Annotated in this window: 25 protein-coding genes and 1 tRNA gene; 20 read left to right on the top strand and 6 right to left on the bottom strand. The window is 73.9% G+C overall.

The genetic code is table 11. The annotated features are described in order from the left end of the window. The first annotated feature begins 12 nt into the window (after window positions 1-12). Window positions 13-780 carry a biotin--[acetyl-CoA-carboxylase] ligase gene (locus GFH29_RS16155; protein ID WP_228387555.1) on the top strand — a complete coding sequence of 256 codons (768 nt, stop codon included), beginning with the start codon at window positions 13-15 and terminating at the stop codon, window positions 778-780. A 72-nt stretch (window positions 781-852) separates the two neighbouring features. Here GFH29_RS16155 and GFH29_RS16150 read toward each other — a convergent pair whose 3' ends face one another. Further along, entirely contained in the window at window positions 853-2,172 is a 1,320-nt protein-coding gene (locus GFH29_RS16150) for an HNH endonuclease signature motif containing protein (protein ID WP_153324805.1), read from the bottom strand. 178 nt (window positions 2,173-2,350) lie between these two features. On the opposite strand from GFH29_RS16150, the gene GFH29_RS16145 reads away from it, so the two are divergent. From GFH29_RS16145 to GFH29_RS16120, 6 genes are all read left to right on the top strand, one after another. Then, the gene (locus GFH29_RS16145; RefSeq protein ID WP_153324804.1) at window positions 2,351-2,857 is read left to right on the top strand and encodes a PH domain-containing protein; all 507 of its coding nucleotides are present in this window, start codon (window positions 2,351-2,353) and stop codon (window positions 2,855-2,857) included. After that, window positions 2,844-3,833, top strand: coding sequence for an adenylate/guanylate cyclase domain-containing protein (locus GFH29_RS16140; protein ID WP_153324803.1), 990 nt, complete (start codon window positions 2,844-2,846; stop codon window positions 3,831-3,833). Before GFH29_RS16145 ends, GFH29_RS16140 begins: the two co-directional genes overlap by 14 nt. An 86-nt stretch (window positions 3,834-3,919) precedes the next feature. Beyond that, complete coding sequence (locus tag GFH29_RS16135) at window positions 3,920-4,246, top strand: winged helix-turn-helix domain-containing protein (protein ID WP_153324802.1); 327 nt, start codon at window positions 3,920-3,922, stop codon at window positions 4,244-4,246. Between the two features lie 10 nt (window positions 4,247-4,256). Beyond that, window positions 4,257-5,417: a 5-(carboxyamino)imidazole ribonucleotide synthase gene (locus GFH29_RS16130; RefSeq protein WP_153324801.1), complete on the top strand. Its 1,161-nt coding sequence runs from the start codon at window positions 4,257-4,259 to the stop codon at window positions 5,415-5,417. Between the two features lie 8 nt (window positions 5,418-5,425). After that, window positions 5,426-5,959 carry a 5-(carboxyamino)imidazole ribonucleotide mutase gene (purE, locus tag GFH29_RS16125; protein ID WP_153324800.1) on the top strand — a complete coding sequence of 178 codons (534 nt, stop codon included), beginning with the start codon at window positions 5,426-5,428 and terminating at the stop codon, window positions 5,957-5,959. A 10-nt stretch (window positions 5,960-5,969) separates the two neighbouring features. Beyond that, entirely contained in the window at window positions 5,970-7,163 is a 1,194-nt protein-coding gene (locus tag GFH29_RS16120; protein WP_153324799.1) for a heparan-alpha-glucosaminide N-acetyltransferase domain-containing protein, read from the top strand. Here GFH29_RS16120 and GFH29_RS16115 read toward each other — a convergent pair. From GFH29_RS16115 to GFH29_RS16100, 4 genes are all read right to left on the bottom strand, one after another. Then, the gene (locus GFH29_RS16115) at window positions 7,123-9,252 is read right to left on the bottom strand and encodes a xanthine dehydrogenase family protein molybdopterin-binding subunit (RefSeq protein ID WP_153324798.1); all 2,130 of its coding nucleotides are present in this window, start codon (window positions 9,250-9,252) and stop codon (window positions 7,123-7,125) included. The two genes, GFH29_RS16120 and GFH29_RS16115, sit on opposite strands and share 41 nt — an antisense overlap. Beyond that, window positions 9,249-10,271 carry an FAD binding domain-containing protein gene (locus GFH29_RS16110; protein WP_153324797.1) on the bottom strand — a complete coding sequence of 341 codons (1,023 nt, stop codon included), beginning with the start codon at window positions 10,269-10,271 and terminating at the stop codon, window positions 9,249-9,251. The genes GFH29_RS16115 and GFH29_RS16110 overlap by 4 nt, the downstream gene beginning before the upstream one ends. Then, entirely contained in the window at window positions 10,268-10,792 is a 525-nt protein-coding gene (locus tag GFH29_RS16105; RefSeq protein WP_153324796.1) for a 2Fe-2S iron-sulfur cluster-binding protein, read from the bottom strand. Before GFH29_RS16105 ends, GFH29_RS16110 begins: the two co-directional genes overlap by 4 nt. A 66-nt stretch (window positions 10,793-10,858) precedes the next feature. Further along, window positions 10,859-11,296, bottom strand: coding sequence for a CoA-binding protein (locus tag GFH29_RS16100; protein ID WP_153324795.1), 438 nt, complete (start codon window positions 11,294-11,296; stop codon window positions 10,859-10,861). Window positions 11,297-11,491: 195 nt separating this feature from the next. Here GFH29_RS16100 and eno point away from each other — a divergent pair, with 195 nt between their 5' ends. From eno to GFH29_RS16045, 12 genes are all read left to right on the top strand, one after another. Then, window positions 11,492-12,769, top strand: a complete 1,278-nt coding sequence (gene eno / locus GFH29_RS16095; protein WP_153324794.1) for a phosphopyruvate hydratase — start codon at window positions 11,492-11,494, stop codon at window positions 12,767-12,769. A 28-nt stretch (window positions 12,770-12,797) separates the two neighbouring features. Further along, complete coding sequence (locus GFH29_RS16090) at window positions 12,798-13,400, top strand: FtsB family cell division protein (protein WP_153324793.1); 603 nt, start codon at window positions 12,798-12,800, stop codon at window positions 13,398-13,400. Further along, window positions 13,397-13,924 carry a DUF501 domain-containing protein gene (locus tag GFH29_RS16085; RefSeq protein ID WP_153324792.1) on the top strand — a complete coding sequence of 176 codons (528 nt, stop codon included), beginning with the start codon at window positions 13,397-13,399 and terminating at the stop codon, window positions 13,922-13,924. Before GFH29_RS16090 ends, GFH29_RS16085 begins: the two co-directional genes overlap by 4 nt. Then, window positions 13,917-14,855 (top strand): Ppx/GppA phosphatase family protein, encoded by a 939-nt coding sequence (locus tag GFH29_RS16080; protein WP_153324791.1) that lies wholly within the window; start codon window positions 13,917-13,919, stop codon window positions 14,853-14,855. Before GFH29_RS16085 ends, GFH29_RS16080 begins: the two co-directional genes overlap by 8 nt. A gap of 44 nt (window positions 14,856-14,899) precedes the next feature. Then, window positions 14,900-15,304: a phage holin family protein gene (locus GFH29_RS16075; RefSeq protein WP_153324790.1), complete on the top strand. Its 405-nt coding sequence runs from the start codon at window positions 14,900-14,902 to the stop codon at window positions 15,302-15,304. After that, window positions 15,301-15,681, top strand: a complete 381-nt coding sequence (locus tag GFH29_RS16070; protein ID WP_153324789.1) for a DUF3618 domain-containing protein — start codon at window positions 15,301-15,303, stop codon at window positions 15,679-15,681. The genes GFH29_RS16075 and GFH29_RS16070 overlap by 4 nt, the downstream gene beginning before the upstream one ends. A 73-nt stretch (window positions 15,682-15,754) precedes the next feature. Continuing rightward, complete coding sequence (locus tag GFH29_RS16065) at window positions 15,755-16,048, top strand: hypothetical protein (RefSeq protein ID WP_228387554.1); 294 nt, start codon at window positions 15,755-15,757, stop codon at window positions 16,046-16,048. A gap of 26 nt (window positions 16,049-16,074) precedes the next feature. Next, on the top strand, window positions 16,075-16,941 hold the full coding sequence (locus GFH29_RS16060) for a uracil-DNA glycosylase (RefSeq protein ID WP_323368667.1): 867 nt from the start codon (window positions 16,075-16,077) through the stop codon (window positions 16,939-16,941). Then, window positions 16,938-17,465 carry a glycine cleavage system protein R gene (locus GFH29_RS20740; protein ID WP_228387553.1) on the top strand — a complete coding sequence of 176 codons (528 nt, stop codon included), beginning with the start codon at window positions 16,938-16,940 and terminating at the stop codon, window positions 17,463-17,465. The genes GFH29_RS16060 and GFH29_RS20740 overlap by 4 nt, the downstream gene beginning before the upstream one ends. Beyond that, the gene (def, locus tag GFH29_RS20735) at window positions 17,462-18,040 is read left to right on the top strand and encodes a peptide deformylase (protein WP_228387552.1); all 579 of its coding nucleotides are present in this window, start codon (window positions 17,462-17,464) and stop codon (window positions 18,038-18,040) included. The genes GFH29_RS20740 and def overlap by 4 nt, the downstream gene beginning before the upstream one ends. 83 nt (window positions 18,041-18,123) lie before the next feature. Further along, window positions 18,124-18,197: transfer RNA gene (locus GFH29_RS16050), tRNA-Leu, on the top strand. 1 nt (window position 18,198) lies between these two features. After that, on the top strand, window positions 18,199-18,852 hold the full coding sequence (locus GFH29_RS16045; RefSeq protein ID WP_153324788.1) for an SAM-dependent methyltransferase: 654 nt from the start codon (window positions 18,199-18,201) through the stop codon (window positions 18,850-18,852). On the opposite strand, the gene GFH29_RS16040 is transcribed toward GFH29_RS16045, so the two are convergent. Further along, a complete protein-coding gene (locus tag GFH29_RS16040) occupies window positions 18,841-20,979 on the bottom strand; it encodes an acyltransferase family protein (RefSeq protein ID WP_153324787.1) in 2,139 nt (712 codons plus the stop codon). The two genes, GFH29_RS16045 and GFH29_RS16040, sit on opposite strands and share 12 nt — an antisense overlap. 222 nt (window positions 20,980-21,201) lie before the next feature. Here GFH29_RS16040 and GFH29_RS16035 point away from each other — a divergent pair, with 222 nt between their 5' ends. Beyond that, complete coding sequence (locus tag GFH29_RS16035; RefSeq protein WP_153324786.1) at window positions 21,202-22,047, top strand: Bax inhibitor-1/YccA family membrane protein; 846 nt, start codon at window positions 21,202-21,204, stop codon at window positions 22,045-22,047. Window positions 22,048-22,110: the final 63 nt, after the last annotated feature.

Raw genomic sequence — 22,110 nt, 5'->3', positions numbered from 1 at the left:
ACCCGGGTCGCTGTGGGACCCCGCACGAGGGGCCTCGACCTGGTCGTGGAGGTGCTCGACGAGACCACCTCCACCAACGCCGTCGTCGCCGAGCGGGCGCGTGCCGGTGCCGGCGAGGGACTCGTCGTCGTGGCCGAGCACCAGAGCGCCGGGCGCGGCCGTCTCGACCGCAGCTGGGAGATGCCGGCCCGCTCCGGGCTGATCGTCTCGGTGCTGCTGCGCCCGACGGTGCCCCCGCGGGACTGGCCGTGGCTGCCGCTGCTGACCGGGTACGCCGTGGGGCGCACGCTGCGCGAAGCCGGGTTCGCCGCCGGCGTGAAGTGGCCCAACGACGCGCTGATCGACGACCGTAAGGTCGCCGGCATCCTCGTCGAGGTCGTCGACACCCCCACCGGACTGGCCGCCGTCGTGGGGATCGGGCTCAACGTCGACCTCGCCGCCGAGGAGCTGCCGGTCCCGACCGCCACGTCGTTGGCCCTCGAGGCGGGCGAGCACGGGACGCCCGACCGCGCCGACCTGCTCGCCGACCTGCTCGCCACCCTGCTGGAGACCTACCGGGCCTGGCAGCGCGACGGCGAGGAGGGAGCGCGGCGCCTGCGCGCGGCGTACCGCGAGGCGTGCGTGACGCTCGGCCGCGACGTCCGCGTCGAGCTGCCCTCCGGTGCCGCCCTCTTGGGCCGGGCCACCGACATCGACGACACCGGCCGCCTGCTCGTCGAGGGCCCCGACGGCCCGGTCGCCGTCGGCGCCGGCGACGTCGTCCACGTACGCCCCGCCTGACCGCGCAGGTCCTGTGCCCGCGCAGGGGTGTGGCCCCGCCGGCAGGTGCTGGCGGGGTCCGGGGCGGTCGACCTACTCGTCCGGGGGATGGGCGGTGACGAGGCGGGTGGTGCCGAGGTGCTTGACCAGGTGGAGCCCGTGGGGTGAGCGCCAGAGGTATGTCGCCGCGTCGGTCTTGTCGTAGGTCCACGCGGTGTGGGTCTTGGCCCGGTGATGTTGTCGACAGAGCGGGGCGAGGTTGCAGCTGCAGGTTGGACCGCCGCTCGGATCGGTGCCGTGGGCGACGACGTGGTCGGTGTCGCAGCGGCGCGCGGGGCGTTCGCACCATGGGAAGGCGCACACCGGTTGGGTGACACGGGTCTGCTCGGTGAGGCGGTCGGGGATCGCGTAGGCGTCCGTGTGGTGATGTGCGTCGAGGTCGATGACCGGCTTGATCACCACCTGCGCGTCACCACCGCACCAGTCGCGGACCTGCTCGGTCGACACGATCGACCGGGTCTCCTCGACGTGCGCGATGCAGGCCTCGTCGCGGCTGATCGCCGCGTGCGACAGGTGCACGTGGATGACGACCTGCCGGGGCTTCACCACTGACGCGGCGCCGTCACCGCCTGCACCCGCCTCGGTGCGCAGGTCGAAGGCCAGCTGGCGCCGGGCGAGCTCCCCGGCTGCCATCGAGCGGCGGACGTCCAACGACTCGGTGGAGCCGAGGGCGGCGAGCTCCCCGGCGCCTTGGCGGATCGCGGTGTCGAGGTCGAGCGCGTCGGCGAGGTCGAGCTCGCCCTCGACCCGGACGGTGCCGTCGTGGGTGGCCTCGCCGGTGTGCACGTCGAAGCGGCGTCCGTCGGCGGCCTCGCGGCGCTGCTTCTCGGCACCCTCGGGGTCGAAGGTGACGCGGGCCTGGTCGACGAGCCGCTCGATGGTGGCCCAGCCGACCTTTCCGACGGTCCCGGCGAGCTGGCGGTCCACGAATTCGGCACCGTCCGGCGGAAGACTCAACGTCAGCTGCGCGAGGCGGCGGCCCTTCCAGACCGGGACCATGCCTGCCTTCATCTGCTTCCAGGTCCGCGGCAACCGGTGCGCGAGCTCGAGCGCGGACCCGACCAACGCACGGGCCGCGTCGGTCGACATGCCCAGCGCGGCGCCCAGCTCCATCGGCGCGAACTCCGCGACCAGCGGCGTCCCCTCACCCCCCAGGGGGACCGCCACCTCGGCGAAGATCCACCCGACGGTCGGCGTCTGCGTCGAGACCGACTCGGCCGGGTGCATCGCCGCCCACGCCAGAGCGGCTTCCAGGACCAGGAACTCCGCCCGCTGCACCGCAGCCCGCTGCGACTGTGCGAACGCCAGCACGGCAGCTGGGGTGTCGCAGTCGGGGAGCTCGTGGTCGGCCATGCCTCATCCTACTCGAACGCACGTTCGAGGACAAGGCTTTTTCCAACGGAATGCTGCTGCTTACCACCGTGGTCTCGACGAGCTCGCTCGCTCGCTACCCACCGCCCGAGCGGGCCCTGCTTTCCGCGAGGTGAGTCTCGGGTCACACGCCGGGGGTGGGGGATGGGATGATCTCGCCGTGGCACTGAATCCCAAGCTCCTCAACGACGGTGAGATCATCGTCGTGTCGACGCGCACGCACGCCAAGGCGCTGCTCGTGCCGGTGCTCACGCTGGTCGTGCTGCTGGCCGTCGGCCTCGCGCTCCAGCTGCTCGTCGGTCACGAGGTCGTGACGCTCGTCGGGTGGGTCCTGGTCGCGGTGCTGGTGGCGCGCTGGTCGCTGTGGCCGTTCCTGGAGTGGCTGACCGGCGCGTACGCCTTCACCGACCGTCGGCTGATCACCCGCACCGGCGTGCTCGTGCGTCGTGGGCACGACATCCCGCTGTCGCGGATCAGCGACATCGAGATCGAGCTCCACCTCACCGACCGACTGCTGGGGTGCGGCACGCTGGTGATCAGCGACGCCAGCACCCACGGCCGCGTGGTGCTGCCCGACATCCCGCGCGTCGAGGAGATCAAGCGCCGCGTCCACCAGCTCCTCCACGACCAGGCCACGGAGGCCACCGCCCGACATGAAGGAATCTGAGTCCCTCACCCAGGGGACGGGCCTCGAGCGCGCGATCCTGGGTGCGGTCCCGACCTACACGGCTGCCGACGTTGCGGCCGAGAGTGGGGTCACCGTCGACCAGGCGCGCCGGCTGTGGCGCGCGCTCGGGTTCCCCGAGACCGGCGGCGACACCGCGTTCACCTCCGCCGACACCGAGGCGGTCTCCCGGATCACCGGCATGGTGGAGTCCGGGCTGATCGACTTCGACCTGGCCGTGACGATCACGCGGGCGGTCGGCCAGACGATGGCCCGGCTCGCCGACTGGGAGACCACGGCGCTGCTGCACCGCGTCGAGGAGATGGCCGAGGGCGATGAGGACACCCCGCAGGGGCGGCTCTCCGCGGCGATGCGGATGTTCGAGGAGTTCTCCGGGCCCTTCGAGGACCTGCTCATCTATGTCTGGCGCCGCCACCTCGCCGCGTCGGTCGCGCGGGTCGAGGCGCTCAGCGCCCGCGAGGAGGACCTGCACACCACCCAGCTGACGGTCGGGTTCGCCGACATCGTCAGCTTCACGGCGCTGTCCAACCAGCTCAGCGAGGACCGCATCGGCGATCTCGTGGAGCTCTTCGAGTCCCGGTGCGCCGACGTGGTCGCCAACCAGCGCGGACGGGTCATCAAGAGCATCGGCGACTCGGTGCTCTTCGTGAACGACGACCCGATCGCCGCCTACGACACCGCCGCCGGGATCATCAACGTCATCGGGCGCGATCCCCGCATGCCCGATGTGCGGTTGGGCCTGGCCAGTGGTCTGGTCGTCATGCGGCTCGGCGACGTCTTCGGCCCGCCGGTCAACATGGCCGCCCGGCTCACCGCGGTGGCGCGTCGCAATCGCATCATCATCGACGCCCGCACCGCCGAGCTCCTGCCCGAGGAGCAGTTCGAGACCCGCCGGCTCCCGGCGCGTCCGGTGCGAGGCTTCGGGCTCGTGGAGCCGGTGTCGGTACGCCGCAGCTGAGGCTCGGCCCGCCGCCACTCGGTCGCACCTGCACATTCTGGTGAAATGCCGAGTGAGGACTGTCACGTACTCCTACCGTGGGGCGCGTGTACCAGGTCCAGGACGTCCGGCTCGATCCGGAGAGCCGTCGGGTCTGGCGCGGGGAGACCGAGATCGCGCTGTCGCGCAAGGAGTTCGAGCTCCTGCACGCCCTGATCGCGCGCGCCGGTGAGGTCGTCACCCGCGAGGAGCTCATGCACGACGTCTGGGACACGACGTTCTGGACCTCCTCCAAGACCATCGACGTCCACCTGGGATGGGTGCGCCGCAAGCTCGGCGACAGCAGCCGCGAGCCTCACCTCATCACCACGGTCCGGGGTCACGGCCTGCGCTTCGAGAAGGGCGAGCCGAGCAGCTCGGGAGTCGTCTCCTAGAGTTCAGGCCGTGTCCGAGCCCGCTCCCACCCTTGCCGTGATCGGCGGCGGCCAGCTCGCGCGGATGATGGCGCAGCCCGCCATCGCGCTCGGTCTGCCGCTGCGCCTGCTCGCCGAGGCGCCCGGCGTCTCCGCCGCCCAGGTGATCCCCGACCAGCTGGTCGGCGACTACCGCGACCTGGCCACCCTGCGCCGGGTGAGCGAGGGCTGCGCGGTCGTCACCTTCGACCACGAGCACGTCCCGACCGACCACCTGCACGCCCTGGAGGCCGACGGCATCGCCGTGCGCCCCGGGCCCGAGGCGCTCGTCCACGCCCAGGACAAGGGCGTGATGCGTGAGCGGCTCGCCGAGCTCGGCGTGCCGTGCCCCCGCAACGCGATCGTCGCCGACGTCGCCGACGTCGAGGCGTTCGGCCTGCCGTGCGTCCTCAAGACCACCCGCGGCGGGTACGACGGCAAGGGCGTGTGGTTCGTGCGCTCGGTCGAGGACTGCGCCGAGCCGTTCGCGGCGGCCGCGGCCGCCGGCGTACGCCTGCTCGCCGAGGAGCTCGTCGACTTCCGCCGCGAGCTCTCCGCGCTGGTGGCCCGCTCGCCCAGCGGCCAGGCCGCGGCGTACCCCGTCGTGGCCAGCACCCAGAAGGACGGCATCTGCCACGAGGTCATCGCGCCGGCGCCGGACCTGGACCCCGAGCTGGCCGGGCACGCCCAGGAGATCGCGCTGCGCATCGCCGGCGAGCTCGACGTGACCGGCGTGCTGGCCGTGGAGCTCTTCGAGACCACCGACGGCCGGGTGCTCGTCAACGAGCTCGCGATGCGCCCGCACAACACCGGGCACTGGACCCAGGACGGCGCGGTGACCTCGCAGTTCGAGAACCACCTGCGCGCGGTCCTGGACCTGCCGCTCGGCTCGCCCGCGCCCCGCGCCCGCTGGACGGTGATGGTCAACATCCTCGGCGGTCCGGACCCCGAGGTCGGGCGGTTGTACGACGGGTACCCGCACGCGCTCGCCCGTGACCCGCACCTGCGGGTGCACCTGTACGGCAAGGACCTGCGCCCCGGGCGCAAGGTTGGCCACGTCAACGCCTACGGCGACGATCTCGAGGACTGCCTGGAGCGGGCGCGGCACGCCGCCGCCTGGTTCCGCGGCGACCTCGGCAACGAGAGCGAGTGAGTGACCCCATGAGTGAGCAACAGCGTGAGCAGCAGCCGCGTGTCGGCATCGTGATGGGCTCCGACTCCGACTGGCCGGTCATGCAGGCCGCCGGGGAGGCGCTGGCGGAGTTCGACATCGCCTTCGAGGCCGACGTGGTCTCGGCGCACCGGATGCCCGAGGAGATGATCGACTACGGCAAGCAGGCCGCCGGGCGCGGCCTGTCGGTGATCATCGCGGGCGCCGGCGGAGCGGCCCACCTGCCGGGCATGCTGGCCGCGGTGACCCCGCTGCCGGTCATCGGCGTGCCGGTGCCGCTGGCGCACCTCGACGGGATGGACTCGCTGCTCTCGATCGTGCAGATGCCGGCCGGTGTCCCGGTCGCGACCGTGGCGGTCGGCAACGCCCGCAACGCGGGGCTGCTCGCGGTGCGGATCCTGGCGGCGACCGACCCCGCGCTGCAGCAGCGGATGCTGGACTTCCAGGCCGACCTCAAGGCCGCCGCCCACCGCAAGGGCGAGGTCGTGCGGGCCGCCGCCACCCCGCGACGCGCCGGCTTCTGAGACCACCGCGATGAACGGGCCGGCACCGCCAGCGGGCCGGTTCGTCGCGCTCGACGTCGCCCGCTGCCTGGCGCTGCTCGGCATGGTGGCCACCCACGTGGTCGCCGCACGCGACGCCGACGGCTCGCTGAGCGCGGCGCAGTGGCTCGCCGGCGGGCGCGCCTCCGCGCTGTTCGCGGTGCTGGCCGGCGTCACGATCGCCCTCGCCACCGGCGGGCCCACGCCGTACGCCGGGCGCGAGCGGTGGGCGCGCTGCGCCGGGCTGGCCGCGCGGGCGCTGCTGGTCGCCGTGCTCGGACTGGCACTGGGGGTGCCGGACTCCGGGCTGGCGGTGATCCTTACCTACTACGGCGTGCTGTTCGTGCTCGGGCTGCCGTTCGTCGCGCTGCGCACGCCCGCCCTGCTCGGCCTCGCCGCGGTCTGGGCGGTCACCGCCCCGGTGCTCTCGCACCTGCTGCGTCCGCACCTGCCCGAGCGGGGCTTCGACAGTCCGCAGCCCACCGACCTCGCCGAGCCCGGGCGGCTGCTCGCCGAGCTGTTGTTCACCGGCTACTACCCGGGCATCGCGTGGCTGGCGCTGCTGCTGCTCGGCATGGCGATCGGGCGCACCGACCTGACCCGCCGCGGGGTCGCCCTGGCCCTGACCGGAGGCGGACTGGCGCTCGCGGTGGCCGCGACCCTGGTCTCGCAGGCACTGACCGCACGTCCCGACGTGGTCGAGGCGCTCCTGCGGGGCCGCTGGGAGACCACCGGCCCCGAGGTCCTCGATGCGGTCGCGACGGGCATGAGCGGCACCACGCCCACCGGCGGGGCGTGGCAGTGGCTGCTCGTGGTCGCGCCGCACAGCGGCACGCCGTTCGATCTAGCCCAGACCGGTGGCAGCGCGGCTGCCGTGATCGGCCTGTGCCTGCTGGTGGTCCGGGCGCTCCCGGAGACCGCCGTGGTCGCGCTGCGGGTCGTGGCGGGCGCCGGGACGATGACGCTCTCGCTCTACGCGCTGCACATCCTGTTGCGCACCGAGGCGCTGTGGCCCCCCGACGAGGGGTCGTTCCACTGGCACGCGCTGGTGCTGCTCGCGATCGGGGCGGGGTACGTCGCCGCCGGGCGACGCGGCCCGCTGGAGCGGGCGGTCGGCCACCTCTCCGGAGCGGTGGCCGACCGGGTCAGGCGCCCGGCGGCGGTGTCAGCGCGAGGTCCGGAGTGACGGGGATCTGACGCAGCGCCAGCCCGGTGGCGTGCCGCACGGCGTTGACGACCGCCGCGGAGGAGCCGACGATCCCGATCTCGCCGATGCCGCGCGAGCCCATCGGTGTGGCCAGCTGGTCGTCCTCCTCCAGCCACTCCGCGCGCAGGTCGCGGACGTCGGCGTGGGTGGCCACGTGGTAGGTCGCGAGGTCCTGGGTGACGAAGTGCCCGAACCGCGGGTCGCGCCACGACTCCTCGAACAGTGCGGCGGAGAGGCCCATCACCAGGCCACCGAGCAGCTGGGAGCGCGCGGTGCGCGGGTTGATCACGCGGCCCACCGAGTAGGTGCCGTGCAGCCGCGGCACCCGGATCTCCCCGGTCAGCCGGTGCACGCGAGCCTCGGCGAAGACCGCGCCGAAGGAGTGCATCGCATGCGCGCTGCTGGTGGTGTCGTCCGACGCGGCGGCGGTGGTGACCACGCCGGGGTCGGGGGAGTCGCCGTGGTCGGCGCGGAACTGCTGCGCCGCGGCGACGATCGCGCTCCCCCACGAGCTGGTGCCCGCCGATCCGCCCGCGACGCTCGCGCTGGGCAGCAGGGTGTCGGCGATCTCGAGCTCCACCGCATCCAGCGGGCAGCCCAGCGCGTCGGCGGCGATCTGGGCCAGCACGGTGCGGGCGCCGGTGCCGATGTCGACGGCGGCGATCGCGACGGCGTAGCGCCCGTCGGGCAGGGAGCACACGCGCGCCTCGTTGCCCGGCTGGCGCATCATCGGGTACGTCGCGGAGGCGACGCCGGTGCCGACCCACCACTCGCCGTCCAGGGTGGCGCGGGGCTCGGCGGGGCGCTCGCGCCAGCCGAAGGCCTCGGCGCCGCGCTCCAGGCACTCCACCAGGCGCCGGTCGTTCCACGGCAGGCCGGTCTCGGGGTCGACCTCCGGCTCGTTGCGCACCCGCAGCTCCACGGGGTCCACCCCGGTGGCGATCGCGAGGTCGTCCATCGCCACCTCGTGGGCGAACATGCCCGGCATCTCCCCGGGTGCGCGCATCCAGGAGGGCACCGTGACGTCGAGGCGGGCCAGGCGGTGCTGGGTGCGGCGGTGCGCCGCGGCGTACATCATCCGGGTGGGCGAGGCGGTCTGCTCGGCGTACTCGCGGATCCGGGAGGTCTGCTCGAAGGCGCGGTGCTCGATCGCGGTGAGGGTGCCGTCGGCGTGCGCGCCGAGGCGCATGCGGGAGATGGTCGCGGTGCGGTAGCCGGTCATGCCGAACATCTGCTGCCGGGTCACCGCCAGGCGCACCGCGCGCCCGGGCACCGCCCGCGCGGCGAGCGCCGCGGCCACCTCGTGGCTGTGCGTCTCGCCCTTGCTGCCGAACCCGCCGCCGACGTACGCCGCGGTGACGCGGACCTGCTCCGGCTCGAGGCCGAACATCGGCGCGAGGGCGGTCGCGACGCCGTGCACGCCCTGCGTGGAGTCGTGCAGCGTGAGCACCGGGCCCTCGCCGTCGTCCTGCCAGGTCGCGACGACGGCGTGCGGCTCGAGCGGGTTGTTGGACTCATAAGCGGTGCGGTAGGTCTCCTCGACCACCACCTCGGCGGCGACGAGGGCCGCGTCGACGTCGCCCTGCTCGGTGTCGGTCGGCAGCTCGGGGTTGACCGACTCGGGGCGGTGCACGGCGGTGTCCTCGCGCAGCTCGGCCTCGTGGGGCTCGGCGGCGTAGGTGAGGTCGACCAGCGCGGCGCCCTCGCGTGCGGCCTCGGAGGTCTCGGCGAGCACGAGGGCGACGATCTGGCCGCGATAGCCGATCGCGGCGTCCTGGAGGATCACCAGCTCGGCGTTGTCGGCGTCCTGCAGCCGGGGTGCGTTGGTGTGGTCGAGCACCGCGACCACGCCCGGGTGGGCCAGCGCGCGCCCGTGGTCGATGGCGGTGATGCGCCCGCGCGCGATGGTGCTGGTCACCAGCCAGGCGTGCAGCGCGTCGCGCGGCGCCTGCTCGATGGCGTACGCCGCGCGGCCGGTGACCTTCTCGACGCCGTCGGCGCGCTCGAGGGAGCGGCCGATCTCGGTGGGCGTGACGGGGGTGGGGCTGACCTCGATCGGCGGAGTCATCGCTGTCCTCCCTGGCGCAGCCGGTCGAGCACGAGCACCGTGGCGCCCTCGACCATGGCGGTCTTGTAGGCGGTCTGGTCACCGGTCACCGCGTCGGCGAGCTCGGCGCGGACCGCGTCGCGCACGGTGTCCTCGTCGGGGACCCGCCCGCGCAGCGCCTCCTCGGCGCGGGTGGCGCGCCACGGCTTGTGGGCCATCCCGCCCCAGGCGATCCGGGCCTCCCGCACAGTGCCGTCCTCGGCGAGGTCGAGGGCGGCGGCGACCGAGACCAGGGCGAAGGCGAACGACGCGCGGTCGCGCGCCTTGTAGTAGTCCGAGCGGCGCGCGCCGGGGGAGTCCGGCAGCTCCACGGCGGTGATCAGCTCGCCGTGGCGCAGCGTGGTGTCCTCCTCAGGATGGTCCCCGGGCAGGCGGTGCAGGTCGGCGAACGGGACCCGGCGCTCCCCGTCGGGCCCCAGCACCACGACCGTCGCGTCGACCGCGGCCAGCGCCACCGCGAGGTCGGAGGGGTGGACAGCGACGCACGCCTCGCTCGCGCCGAGCACGGCGTTGTAGCGGGCGTAGCCCCCGATCGCGGAGCAGCCGGTGCCGGGCTCGCGCTTGTTGCACGGGGTGGTGACGTCGTGGAAGTAGACGCAGCGGGTGCGCTGCAGGAGGTTGCCACCGGTCGTGGCCTGGTTGCGCAGCTGCCCCGATGCCCCGGCGAGCAGCGCGCGGGCCACGACCGGGAACCGCTCGCGCACCCGCCGGTCGGCGGCGAGGTCGCTGTTGCGGACGTTGGCGCCGATCCGCAGCCCGGTGCCCGAGGGCCCGGGGGAGCCGGGGGCGCCGGTGATCTCGGTGAGCTCCTCCATCGGCAGCCGGCTGACGTCGACGAGCGTGGCGGGGCGGGCCACCCCGAGCTTGAGGTGGTCGACGAGGTTGGTCCCGCCGGCGAGGAACCGGGCCTCCGGGTCGGCGCTCACCGCCGCCACGGCCGCGGCCGCGTCGTCGGGGCGCAGGTAGGTCAGCTCCCTCATGCCTGGGCCTCCGCGCTCTCGCGGACCGCGGCGAGGATCCCGGCGTACGCGCCGCAGCGGCACAGGTTGCCGCTCATCCGCTCCCGGATCTCCTCATCGGAGAGGTCGGCGACGTCGACGTCGGCGGTGAGGTCGTCGCTCACGTGGCTCGGGCAGCCGCGAGCGGCCTCGTCGAGGGCCCCGATGGCCGAGCAGACCTGCCCGGGGGTGCAGTAGCCGCACTGCAGGCCGTCGTGGTCGAGGAACGCCTGCTGCACCGGGTGCAGGGAGCCGTCCTCGCCGCCCAGCCCGGCCGCGGTGACGACCTCGGCGCCGTCGTGGGCGACCGCGAGCGTGAGACAGGTCAGATGACGACGACCGTCGAGCAGCACCGTGCACGTGCCGCACTGGCCGTGGTCGCACCCCTTCTTCGGCGAGATCACGCCGAGCCGTTCGCGCAGCGCGTCCAGCAGGGTGGTGCGGGTGTCCACGGTGACGGTGCGCCGTCGTCCGTCGACGGTCAGCGTGAGCTCGGCATCCATGGCGGCGCCGGTACCCGCAGGCACCCCGTCGTCAACCTCCGCGTCGGGCTCCGCGCTGGTCTCAGATCAGGGGCGGCGCCACTCGATCGCGGGGCAGGTGTCCATCACCATCGCGACCCCCGCCTCGGTGACCCGCTCAAAGGCGGCGAGGTCGATCACGCCCAGCTGGAACCACACGCCCCGGGCGCCGATCTTCACCGCCTCGTCGGCGAACTGCCCGGCCGCCTCGGAGCGGCGGAAGACGTCGACCACGTCGATCGGGAACGGGACGTCGGCCAGGGCGGCGTACCCCTGCTCGCCCAGCACGGTGGGGGCGCTGGGGTGGATCGGCACGATCCGCTTGCCGCGAGCCTGCAGCTGCGCCGCGATCTGGTACGCCGTGCGGGTCTGGTCGCCGGAGAGGCCCACCACTGCCCAGGTCTGGCAGTCCTCGAGCAGGAACCGGATCGTCTCGCGGTCCTGCCAGGCCGGGGCGCTGTCGCTGCGAGGGGTCGGGGACGTCATGGTCACGACGATAGCGGCGAGCACCCCCGACGGCCCCCGGAGCGCGTCAGTCCCGTCGGGGCGCGGCCTGCACGGATCGGCGCACCCCGACGATTAGGCTGGGCACCGCATCCGAACCGATCCTGACCCCGTCGAGCCCGGCCTCCAGGCCCGGTTGGGCGTCCATCCTCAGGCCACCTCACCAGGAGCAGCACCTTGGCATCCATCGAAGCTGTCGGCGCCCGCGAGATCCTCGACTCGCGCGGCAACCCCACCGTCGAGGTCGAGGTCCTCCTCGACGACGGTGCGTTCGGCCGCGCGGCCGTCCCCAGCGGCGCCTCGACCGGCGCCTTCGAGGCCGTCGAGCTTCGTGACGGCGGCGAGCGCTACCTCGGCAAGGGCGTGCTCAAGGCCGTCGACGCCGTCGTCCAGCAGATCGGTCCCGCGGTCGAGGGCCTCGACGCCGACGACCAGCGCCTCGTCGACCAGGCGATGCTCGACCTCGACGCGACGCCCAACAAGGCCGCGCTCGGCGCCAACGCGATCCTCGGCGTCTCGCTCGCCGTGGCCCGCGCCGCCTCGGAGTCGGCCGGCCTGCCGCTGTTCCGCTACGTCGGCGGCCCGAACGCCCACCTGCTCCCGGTCCCGATGATGAACATCCTCAACGGCGGTGCCCACGCGGACACCAACGTCGACATCCAGGAGTTCATGATCGCCCCGATCGGCCTGCCGACCTTCGGTGAGGCGCTGCGCGCGGGCGCGGAGGTCTACCACGCGCTCAAGTCGGTGCTGAAGAAGCGCGGCCTGGCCACCGGCGTGGGCGACGAGGGCGGCTTCGCCCCCGACCTCGCCTCGAACCGCGCCGCGCTGGACCTGATCGCCGAGGCGATCGAGTCCACCGGCCTCAAGGTCGGCACCGACATCGCGCTCGCCCTCGACGTGGCCGCCTCGGAGTTCTGCGAGAACGGCCGTTACACCTTCGAAGGTGCGCAGAAGAGCGCCGAGGAGATGACCGCCTACTACGCCGACCTGGTCGCGGCCTACCCGATCGTCTCGATCGAGGACCCGCTGGACGAGGACGACTGGGACGGCTGGAAGGCGATCACCGACCAGCTCGGCTCGAAGACCCAGCTCGTCGGCGACGACCTGTTCGTCACCAACGTGGAGCGTCTCCAGCGCGGCATCAGCGGTGGCCAGGCCAACGCGCTGCTGGTGAAGGTGAACCAGATCGGCTCGCTGACCGAGACCCTCGACTCCGTCGAGCTCGCGCACCGCAACGGCTACCGCTCGATGATGAGCCACCGCTCGGGCGAGACCGAGGACACCACGATCGCCGACCTCGCGGTCGCGACCAACTGCGGCCAGATCAAGACCGGCGCCCCGGCGCGCTCGGAGCGGGTCGCGAAGTACAACCAGCTCCTGCGCATCGAGGACCAGCTCGGCGACGCGGCGCGCTACGCCGGCGCCGGCGCTTTCCCGCGCTACCAGGGCTGAGCCCACCCGAACCGACAGGAAGCCACCCGTGGCCGACGATCGCCGACGCACCCGACGGGGGACCAGCAGCCCTCGCGCACGCACCGGACCCGGACGCCCCGCGTCCGGCTCCGGGCGTGCCCGGACGTCGACGCCGCCGGCCACGGGCGGCTCCTCCGGTCCCCGGTCGCGGCTCACCGGCCGCACCGCGGTGCTGGTCCTGGTGCTGGCCGTGCTCGCGGTCTCCTACGCCTCCTCGCTGCGCGCCTACCTCGACCAGCGCAGCCACCTGCAGGACCTCCAGGCCAAGATCGCCGAGCGCCAGGCCGCCATCGACGACCTGGAGCGCGAGCGGCGGCGCTGGGAGGACCCGGCGTACGTCGAGCGCGAGGCGCGCGAGCGGCTCGGCTACGTCAAGCCCGGCGTGATCCCCTACATCGTCCTGGACGAGAACGGCGAGCCCGTGGAGCCCCAGTCGACCCTGGGCGACCCCGACCGCAGCGCCCCCCAGACCCCGGAGGCCTGGTGGACCGGCGCCTGGGGCTCGGTCGAGGCCGCCGGACACCCCCCGCGCAACGGCGCCCCGCCCTCGGCGGAGATCGACGGCTCGCCCGACGGCGAGCAGCCTCAGAAGGAGAACCCCCAGCAGTGATCGACCCCGCAGATCGCGACGCCATCGCCGAGCAGCTCGGCCGGGAGCCGCGCGGGATCCACGCGATCGGTCACCGGTGCCCGTGCGGCAACCCTGACGTGGTGACCACCGAGCCGCGCCTGCCCAACGGCACGCCGTTCCCGACGACCTTCTACCTCACCTGCCCGCGGGCGGCCTCCAAGATCGGCACCCTCGAGGGCGGCGGGGTGATGAAGGAGATGCAGGACCGTCTCACGACCGACCCCGAGCTCGCGGCCGCCTATCGCGCGGCGCACGAGCGCTACCTGGAGTTCCGCGCCACGCTCGGCACGGTGCCGGAGATCGAGGGCATCTCCGCCGGCGGGATGCCCGACCGGGTCAAGTGCCTCCACGTGCTCGCCGGGCAGTCGCTCGCGATGGGGCCGGGCGTCAACCCGCTCGGCGACGAGGTGCTCGAGCGGCTCGGCGAGTGGTGGGCCGCGGGTCCGTGCGTCGGCGGCGGCTGCGCCGACCAGGCCCCTGCCGACGCCAGTGCCGATGACTGACCCGGTGGGCACCCGACTTCCCGGGCGGCCGACCGCGGCGGTCGACTGCGGCACCAACACCATCAAGCTGCTGATCAGCGACCCGACGGGTCCGCTGGTGCGCGAGGTGCGGATGGTGCGGCTGGGCCAGGGCGTGGACGCCACCGGCCGGCTCGCCGACGAGGCGCTCGAGCGGGCCTGGGTCGCCATCGACGAGTACGCCGCGCTGGTGGCGTCGCACGGCGTACCCACCCAGAACATCCGCTTCTGTGCCACCTCGGCGACCCGCGACGCCGCCAACGCCGACGTGTTCGCGGCCGGTGTGCGTGCGCGGCTCGGGGTCGACCCGGAGGTGCTGACCGGCCACGAGGAGGCCGCCCTGTCCTTCGCCGGGGCGGTCGGCGGTCTGCGGACGGGTCCGGTGCCCCCGGTGCTGGTCGTCGACATCGGCGGCGGCTCCACCGAGCTGATCCTCGGCGAGGACCACCCGCGCTACGGCCACTCGATGGACATCGGGTCGGTGCGCCAGCATGAGCGGCACCTGCACTCCGACCCGCCCACCGCGGCGGAGGTGGCGGCCTGCGTGGCCGACATCGAGGCCCACCTCGACGAGTGCCCGGTCCCGGCGGGCGAGGCGGCCACCGTCGTCGGCGTCGCGGGGACGATCATCACCATCGCGGCCGGGGTGCTGGGGCTGGAGCGCTACGACCGCGACGCGATCGACCAGGCCCGCCTGCCGGTCGCCGAGGTGCACGCGATGGTCGACCGGCTGGTGGCGATGAGCGTCGCCGAGCGGCTGGCGCTGCCGTGGATGCACCCGGGCCGCGCCGACGTGATCGACGCGGGCGCGCTGGTGCTGTCGTGCGTGCTGCGGCGTACGTCGGTGACCGAGCTGGTGGTCTCCGAGGCCGACATCCTCGACGGCATCGCCAGGTCGATCCTGGCCGGCTAGGCCGCCAGGAGTTTGCGCGGCGGAGGCTCGGGCACTGGTCGGCCATGACCGACCGGACCCCGAGCAGTTCCGAGGAACCTCTGGGTGCCCTGGTGCACCGTCTCACCGAGCAGGTTCCGCAACTCATCCGCAGCGAGCTGCGGCTGGCGCAGGCCGAGCTGACCGAGAAGGGCAAGAAGGCCGGGCTCGGTCTCGGTGCCTTCGGCGCGGCCGGCCTGATCGCGCTCTACGGGCTCGGCGCGCTGATCGCCGGGCTCATCCTCCTCCTCGCCCTGGTGCTCCCGGCCTGGGCCTCTGCCCTGATCGTGGCCGGCGTGCTGTTCGTCATCGCCGCGATCGCCGCGGTCGTCGGCCGGCGCGAGGTCCAGCAGGCCACCCCCGTGGCCCCCGAGCGCGCCGTCGCCGGGGTCAAGGAGGACGTGGCCACGATCAAGGGAGGCCACTCGTGAGTGGCGACCGTCCCCTTCCCGGCCCCGACCAGCCGGTCCCGGCCCGGGCTGTCCCGGAGACGTCGGGCGCCCACCCCGTCGACGCCGGCACCCCTGCCAACCCGCCCCAGCCCGCCACCGCCGGCACGCCGGACAGCCCCGGCACGCCCGACACCCCGCAGACCCCGGACGCCCTGGCCGCCGACGTGGCGCGCCAGCGCGCGGAGCTGGCCGAGACCGTCGAGGAGCTCCAGGCCCGTCTCGACGTCCGCTCCCGGATGAGCGACGCCATGACCACCGCCGACGGCTCGTTGCGTCCGGAGTTGATCGCGGCCCTCGCCGCCGGCGTCGCGGCGGTGGCCGGTCTGCTCGTGCTGCGCTGGCGCCGCTCGCACTGAGCCCGGCGCGGCGTACGCCGCCGCCCCCTGAGTGTTCGTTCCACCTGTTCTCAACCCTCGAAGGAGATCCTCCATGCTGAAGAAGCTTCCGCTGCTGCTGGCCGCTGGTGCCGGTTACGTCCTGGGCGCGCGCGCCGGGCGTGAGCGCTACGAGCAGATCAAGGCCCAGGCTCAGAAGGTCAGCGGAAACCCGCGTGTCCAGCAGGCCGCGCAGCAGGCCCAGGACGTCGTCAGCACCCAGGCGGCGGCCGCGGCCGACGTGGCCAAGGAGAAGGCGGAGAGCGCGGCGCACGCCGCGGCCGACAAGGTGCGCAGCCACGACCAGAGCCCCGGGCAGGCCCAGACCTCGGTGCCGCCGGCCCCGTGAACCCGGCCGGGAGCACGCCGATAGGCGTGCCCCTGCCGCACCCGGCCACCGGCGAGCTGCACCCCTCGCCCGTGCCTGCCGGCACCGGTTGGCCGGGGGACCCCGCCCGACCCGAGACCCCGGTCGCGACCACCGCGGCCGGGGTCCGTCGTCTCGCCGCGGGCACGCAGGCCAGGGAAGCCGGGCTGGGCGAGCTCGACGCGCGGGTGAGCGTGTGCCGCGCCTGCCCGCGGCTGGTGCGCTGGCGCGAGGACGTCGCCGTGCACAAGCGGGCGTCGTACGCCGACCAGCCGTACTGGGGACGCCCGATCCCCGGCTGGGGTCCGGCGGACGCGCGGATCCTGGTCGTGGGGCTCGCGCCCGCGGCCCAGGGCGGCAACCGCACGGGGCGGATCTTCACCGGCGACCGGTCGGGGGACTGGCTGTTCGCCAGCCTGCACCGCGTCGGCCTGGCGACCCGGCCGACCAGCGTGCACGCCGCGGACGGCCAGGCGCTGGTCGACACCCGGATGGTCGCGGCGGTGCGCTGCGCCCCGCCGCAGAACAAGCCCACGACCGAGGAGCGCCACACCTGCGCGCCGTGGCTCGATGCCGAGCTCGCGCTGCTGGCCGGCACGGTGCGAGTCGCAGTGGCGCTCGGCGCGATCGGTTGGGGAGCGGCGCTGGCCGCGTTCGGCGGCGCGGGGTGGCAGGTGCCGCGGCCGCGGCCGCGCTTCGGGCACGGCGCGGAGGCGCTGCTGCGGGGGCGCGCGGAGGCCGGGCGCCACGACGTGCTGCTGATCGGCAGCTACCACCCCAGCCAGCAGAACACCTTCACCGGGAGGCTCACCGAGGCGATGCTCGATGAGGTCCTGGGTCGTGCGGCGGAGGTGGCTGCGACAATGCCGCGGTGAGCACTCCCACCCTGTACGCCGTCACCGTCCTGGGCCACGACCGCCCCGGCATCATCGCGGAGACCACCGGCCAGCTGGCCGGGCTGGGCCTCAACCTCGAGGACTCCACGATGACGCTGCTGCGCGGGCACTTCGCGATGATGCTGGTCTGCTCCGGCGACGTCGAGGCTGCCGCGATCGAGTCCGCGCTCGCGCCGCTCACCGCGGACGGCACCCTGACCGTGACCGTCCGCGAGGTCCCCGAGGAGAGCGTGCCCGCCGCCGCCGGCACCTCCTGGGTCCTGACCGTCCACGGCGGCGACCGCCCCGGCATCGTCTCCGGCGTCGTGTCCGAGGTGGCCGCGCTCGGTGGCAACATCACCGACCTCAGCACCCGGCTCTCGGGCAGCCTCTACCTCCTGGTCGCGGAGTTCGACGTGCCCGCCGGCACCGACCTCGACGCCCTCGAGACCTCGATCCGCACGGCGGCCACCGCCCTCGGAGTCGGCGCCACCCTGCGTCCCGCGGAGGCCGACGAGCTGTGAGCGTCACCCCCACCCCGGCCGCGCCGAGCGAGCGGCTGGCGGCCTGGACCGAGGACGAGCTGGGTGTCGAGGGACGGGTCCTGGAGGTCGTGCGCGTGCCCGACCCGGTGCTCTCCACTCCCGGCGCCGATGTCGACCCCACCGCGCCCGAGACGGTGCAGCTCGCCGCGGACCTGGTCGCCACCATGCGGGTCAGCCCCGGCTGCGTCGGCCTCGCCGCCCAGCAGGTCGGAGTCGCGGCCCGGGTCTTCTGCGTCGACGTCTCCGCCCACCCCAAGACCCGCGAGCACCACGGCACCTTCGTGCTGTGCAACGCCGAGGTCATCGAGTCCAGCCGCAACGAGAAGGCCCGCGAGGGTTGCATGAGCGTCCCGGACTTCACCGGCGACGTGAAGCGCGCCTCGCGGCTGGTCGTGCGCGGCCAGCTGCCCGGCACCGGCGAGGAGGTCACGTTCTCGGCGAACGCCTTCGAGGCCCGCTGCCTGCAGCATGAGCTGGACCACTGCGCGGGCTTCGTCTTCCTCGACCGGGTCGCGGGCGCGCACGCCATCCACCCGCGCAAGACCTACTTGTAGGTCCGGTAGTCCCAGTGCTGGCCCGGGAGCGGGCCCACGTCGTACCGTCTGCGAGCAGACTGCGACGTCCGCTCGCGGGCGTCGCCCCCGTATCCCAATCGGCAGAGGAAGCCGCCTTAAAAGCGGCGCAGTGTGGGTTCGAGTCCCACCGGGGGCACATGAGTGAGACAGCACCGGACCGCTGGAGCGCTGAGTTCTGGGACGAGCGGTACGCCGCGTCGCACCGGATCTGGTCGGGCCAGCCGAACGCCCGCCTGGTCGAGCACGCCGCGGGCCTGGCCCCCGGCACCGCGCTGGACGTGGGGTGCGGCGAGGGCGCCGACGCGGTCTGGCTGGCCCGGCGGGGCTGGCAGGTCACCGGCGTGGACGTGTCAGCGGTGGCCCTGGAGCGGGCCGCGCAGCACGCCGCGGAGGCGGAGGGCGTCACCGAGCGCTGCACGTGGCGTCAGGTGGACCTGCTCGCCGCCGACGAGGTGCCGGCGGCCGACCTGGTCAGCGTGCACTTCCTGCACCTGCCCGAGCAGCACTTCGCGCAGGTGTACGCCGTGCTCGCCGCGGCGGTCCGCCCCGGCGGCACGCTGCTGGTCGGGGCGCACCACCCCGCGGACGCCGCCGCCGGGCTGCGCAACCCCGAGCTCGGCCGGCTGCTGTTCGCCCCCGAGCAGGTGACCGCGCTGCTGGACCCGGCGGACTGGGACGTGCGGGTCGCGGACGCCCCCACCCGCCGGGTGCGCGACGCCGCGGGGCGCGAGGCGGTCGCCACCGACACGGTCGTGGTGGCCGTGCGGCGACGCGAGCCGTCAGCCGGCTGAGGTCCGGCCGGCCCCGAGCAGGGGGGCCAGCGCCCGCTCGAGGTCCTCGGTGAGGGCCGCGGCGTACTCGGTGGTGAGGTGGCCGACGTCGCGGTAGGGGATCGTCGAGCCGATCACCGCCGGGCACGAGCCGTCCCAGCACACCCACGGGGTCGGGTCGATGACCGGGATCCGGCGCTCCTGGGCGGAGGCGACCGAGAGGTCGGCCATCCGGGTGGCGTCCGGGGTGGGGGCGAGCAGGCAGTCGCCGAGGTCGGGGCGTCCGGTGCTCAGGCAGACCTCGGGCGACTCGTCGAGCTCGGGGACGTCGCGCAGCAGCACGGTGCGCCCCGCGATCGGCGCGAGCCGGTCGAAGAGGGTGTCGAAGCCCGCGCGCACCAGCACGTCGCGCTCGGCGGGGTCCTCGACCGGGCGGCCCTCGTGGAGCAGGGTCTCCGAGACGTTGGTGGCGACCACCACGAGGTCGGGATCGAGCTCGGCGATCTGCTCGAGCGCCCACTCGCGGAAGGTCGTGCACCCGGCGTACTCGGCCTGCGAGCCGACGGTCACCAGCGCCGCGGGGCAGCCGACCTTGACCAGGTAGTAGGTGCGCAGGTCGTGCTCGCGGGCGATCCGCTCGAAGGCGGGCACCCACATGCGGCCGTGGGAGTTGCCGAGCACGACGACTGTCTGCTCCGGGGTGCCGGTGGTGCCGCGCGGGCACAGCGGGAGCGAGTCGGTCTCATAGCTGCACCGGCCCAGCCCGGCTCGGTCCTCGCGGATGTCGAGCAGGTCGGGGGTCAGGTCGCTGGGCACGGCCTGGCCCTCCCGGGCGGCCAGCACCGAGGCCTTCACCAGCGCGACCGTCGGGTCGAGCTCGGCGGCCTCCTGGCCCAGGTCGCTCACCGTCACCGCCGGGTCGTCGCCGTGCTCCCCGGTGCGCCACTCGGCGTAGTCCTGCGCGGCGAAGGCACCGGCCGCGACCAGGCCCAGGGAGACGGGGTAGAGCACGAGGCCGCGGTGCACGCGCAGGACGCGGGTGCGGCGGAACGGCGTCTCGACGAGGCGGTAGGTGAGCCCGGAGAGCAGGAACGTCGCGGCGACCGCCGCCCCCACCTCCAGCGGGGTGAGGTCGCGGCCGAGGTAGCCGACCGGCAGCACGAGCAGCGGCCAGTGCCACAGGTAGAGGGAGTAGGACCAGTCGCCGACCACCCGCATCGGCCGGACGCCCAGCGCCCGGATCGGGAACGGCTCGCGCGGGTGGCCGCCCGCGCCCGCGACCAGCACCAGCAGCGCGCCCACGACCGGCAGCAGCGCGGCGGTGCCGGGGAACGGCGAGGTCTCGTCGTAGCGCAGGCAGGCCGCGGCGATGAAGCCCAGCCCGGTGACGCTCAGCAGTCCCCGCGCGGTCGAGGGCATGCGCGCGGCGATGACCGGGGCGAGGGGGACCGCGAGGGCGCCGAGGCCGAGCTCCCAGGCCCGCGCCGGGGTGGAGAAGTACGCCGCGGCGGGGTCGACCTCGGTGCGCCACACGCCGTACGCGAACGAGGCGGCGGTGAGCACGCCGAGCGTCACCATGACCACCCGGGCGGTGCGGGCCGGCGAGGGGTCCGCGGCGCCGCGCGTGAGGCGGCGTGCCAGCAGCACGCAGGCCACCAGCACCAGTGGCCAGACGAGGTAGAACTGCTCCTCGACGGCCAGCGACCAGTAGTGCTGCAGCGGGGAGGGCAGCTGGTCGCGGGCGAAGTAGTCGGTGCCGACCGCCGCGAAGCGGATGTTGGCGGCGAAGATCGTCGCCCAGGCGGCGTCCTTGACCACCTCGAGCGCGTCGAGGGCGCTGAGCAACCACACCGAGGCGCCGAGGGTCACCAGGGTGACGAGGGTCGCGGCGGGGAGGATGCGCCGCGCGCGGCGGGCGTAGAAGCCGCGCAGCGAGACCCGGCCGGTGCGGGCGACCTCGCGCAGGAGCAGCTGGGTGATCAAGAACCCGGAGATCACGAAGAAGACGTCGACCCCGACGAAGCCCCCGGGCAGCTGGGCGAGCCCCGCGTGGCCGGCGATGACCGTGAGCACGGCGATCGCGCGCAGGCCCTGCACGTCCGCACGGAAGGGCGAGCGCGCGCCGGCCTCCGGGCGTGGCTGGGTCATCGGTCTCCTGGGTCTGGGGGCGCCGCGACATTACCAACGCGCACCCCCGGGCCCGCGATCCGCACGTCCCGGCCGCCATCGGCGTGCGGCGGAGCACCGGAACGACGCCGGGAACGGGAACGAGCGGCGCGTGTCGGGCGTTGCACACGGTGAGGTCACTAGGCTGACCCCATGACCGTCAGGGCGGCGGTCATCACGCAGGCCTCCAAGGAGAGACCCCGAATGCAGAGCAACAACCCGGTGTTCCGTCGGTCGGAGGAGTTCAACCGCCCCGGCGCGAACGCTTACGGCACCCAGACCTACGCAGACCCCTCGACGTGGGGGACCGGAACCCCGGGTCAGGCCCAGGGCCTCGGCTACGCGCCGGCCCCGACGTCCGAGAGCCGGATGACCATCGACACGGTGGTGCAGAAGACCGGCATGTCGCTGGGCATGGTGATCGTCTTCGCCGCGCTCACCTGGTTCCTCACCCCGGACCTCGAGGACTCGACCGCTGACCTCGGCCCGCTGGTCGCGGCCGTCACGATCGGCAGCCTCGGCGCCTTCGCGCTGTCGATGGTCAACTCCTTCAAGCGCGTCATCAGCCCCGCCCTGGTGCTGGCGTTCTGTGCCCTCGAGGGTGTCGCCCTCGGCGGCCTCAGCAAGCTCTTCGACGCCCGGTTCGGCGACGGCATCGTCACCCAGGCCGTGCTCGGCACCTTCGCCGCGTTCGCCGGCACCCTCGCGGCGTACAAGGTCCTCAACATCAAGGTCGGCAACAAGTTCCGCACCTTCGTGACCGCCGCCGTCTTCGGCATGATCGGCCTGAGCGTCCTCGAGCTGGTGCTCGGCATGTTCGGCAACAGCTTCGGCATCTACGGCTTCGGTGGCATCGGCCTGCTGTTCGCCGTCGCCGGCCTGGTGCTCGGTGTCTTCATGCTGATCATGGACTTCGACTTCGTCGAGCAGGGCATCGCCAACGGCCTGCCCGAGCGTGAGTCGTGGCGCGCGGCGTTCGCGATGACCGTGAGCCTGGTCTGGATCTACACCAACCTGCTGCGCATCCTGGCGATCTTCAACCAGGACTGAGCCTCCGCGCCTCGGCGCGAACGACGAGGGCCCCGGGAGCATCGCTCCCGGGGCCCTCGTGCG

The organism is Nocardioides sp. dk884 (assembly GCF_009557055.1).
GTDB lineage: Bacteria > Actinomycetota > Actinomycetes > Propionibacteriales > Nocardioidaceae > Nocardioides.
Note: the sequence above shows the minus strand (reverse complement) of the source record. Positions and strands in the feature narration are given on the sequence as shown.

Coding starts and splice junctions, on each gene's coding strand:
- GFH29_RS16080 (WP_153324791.1), top strand. CDS start 13,917: ATGACTGACCCGGTGGGCACCCGACTTCCCGGGCGGCCGACCGCGGCG.
- GFH29_RS16040 (WP_153324787.1), bottom strand. CDS start 20,979: ATGACCCAGCCACGCCCGGAGGCCGGCGCGCGCTCGCCCTTCCGTGCG.
- GFH29_RS16120 (WP_153324799.1), top strand. CDS start 5,970: ATGAACGGGCCGGCACCGCCAGCGGGCCGGTTCGTCGCGCTCGACGTC.
- GFH29_RS16105 (WP_153324796.1), bottom strand. CDS start 10,792: ATGGATGCCGAGCTCACGCTGACCGTCGACGGACGACGGCGCACCGTC.
- GFH29_RS16115 (WP_153324798.1), bottom strand. CDS start 9,252: ATGACTCCGCCGATCGAGGTCAGCCCCACCCCCGTCACGCCCACCGAG.
- GFH29_RS16100 (WP_153324795.1), bottom strand. CDS start 11,296: ATGACGTCCCCGACCCCTCGCAGCGACAGCGCCCCGGCCTGGCAGGAC.
- GFH29_RS16035 (WP_153324786.1), top strand. CDS start 21,202: ATGCAGAGCAACAACCCGGTGTTCCGTCGGTCGGAGGAGTTCAACCGC.
- GFH29_RS16065 (WP_228387554.1), top strand. CDS start 15,755: ATGCTGAAGAAGCTTCCGCTGCTGCTGGCCGCTGGTGCCGGTTACGTC.
- purE (WP_153324800.1), top strand. CDS start 5,426: ATGAGTGAGCAACAGCGTGAGCAGCAGCCGCGTGTCGGCATCGTGATG.
- GFH29_RS16110 (WP_153324797.1), bottom strand. CDS start 10,271: ATGAGGGAGCTGACCTACCTGCGCCCCGACGACGCGGCCGCGGCCGTG.
- GFH29_RS16045 (WP_153324788.1), top strand. CDS start 18,199: ATGAGTGAGACAGCACCGGACCGCTGGAGCGCTGAGTTCTGGGACGAG.
- GFH29_RS16150 (WP_153324805.1), bottom strand. CDS start 2,172: ATGGCCGACCACGAGCTCCCCGACTGCGACACCCCAGCTGCCGTGCTG.
- GFH29_RS16075 (WP_153324790.1), top strand. CDS start 14,900: ATGACCGACCGGACCCCGAGCAGTTCCGAGGAACCTCTGGGTGCCCTG.
- GFH29_RS16140 (WP_153324803.1), top strand. CDS start 2,844: ATGAAGGAATCTGAGTCCCTCACCCAGGGGACGGGCCTCGAGCGCGCG.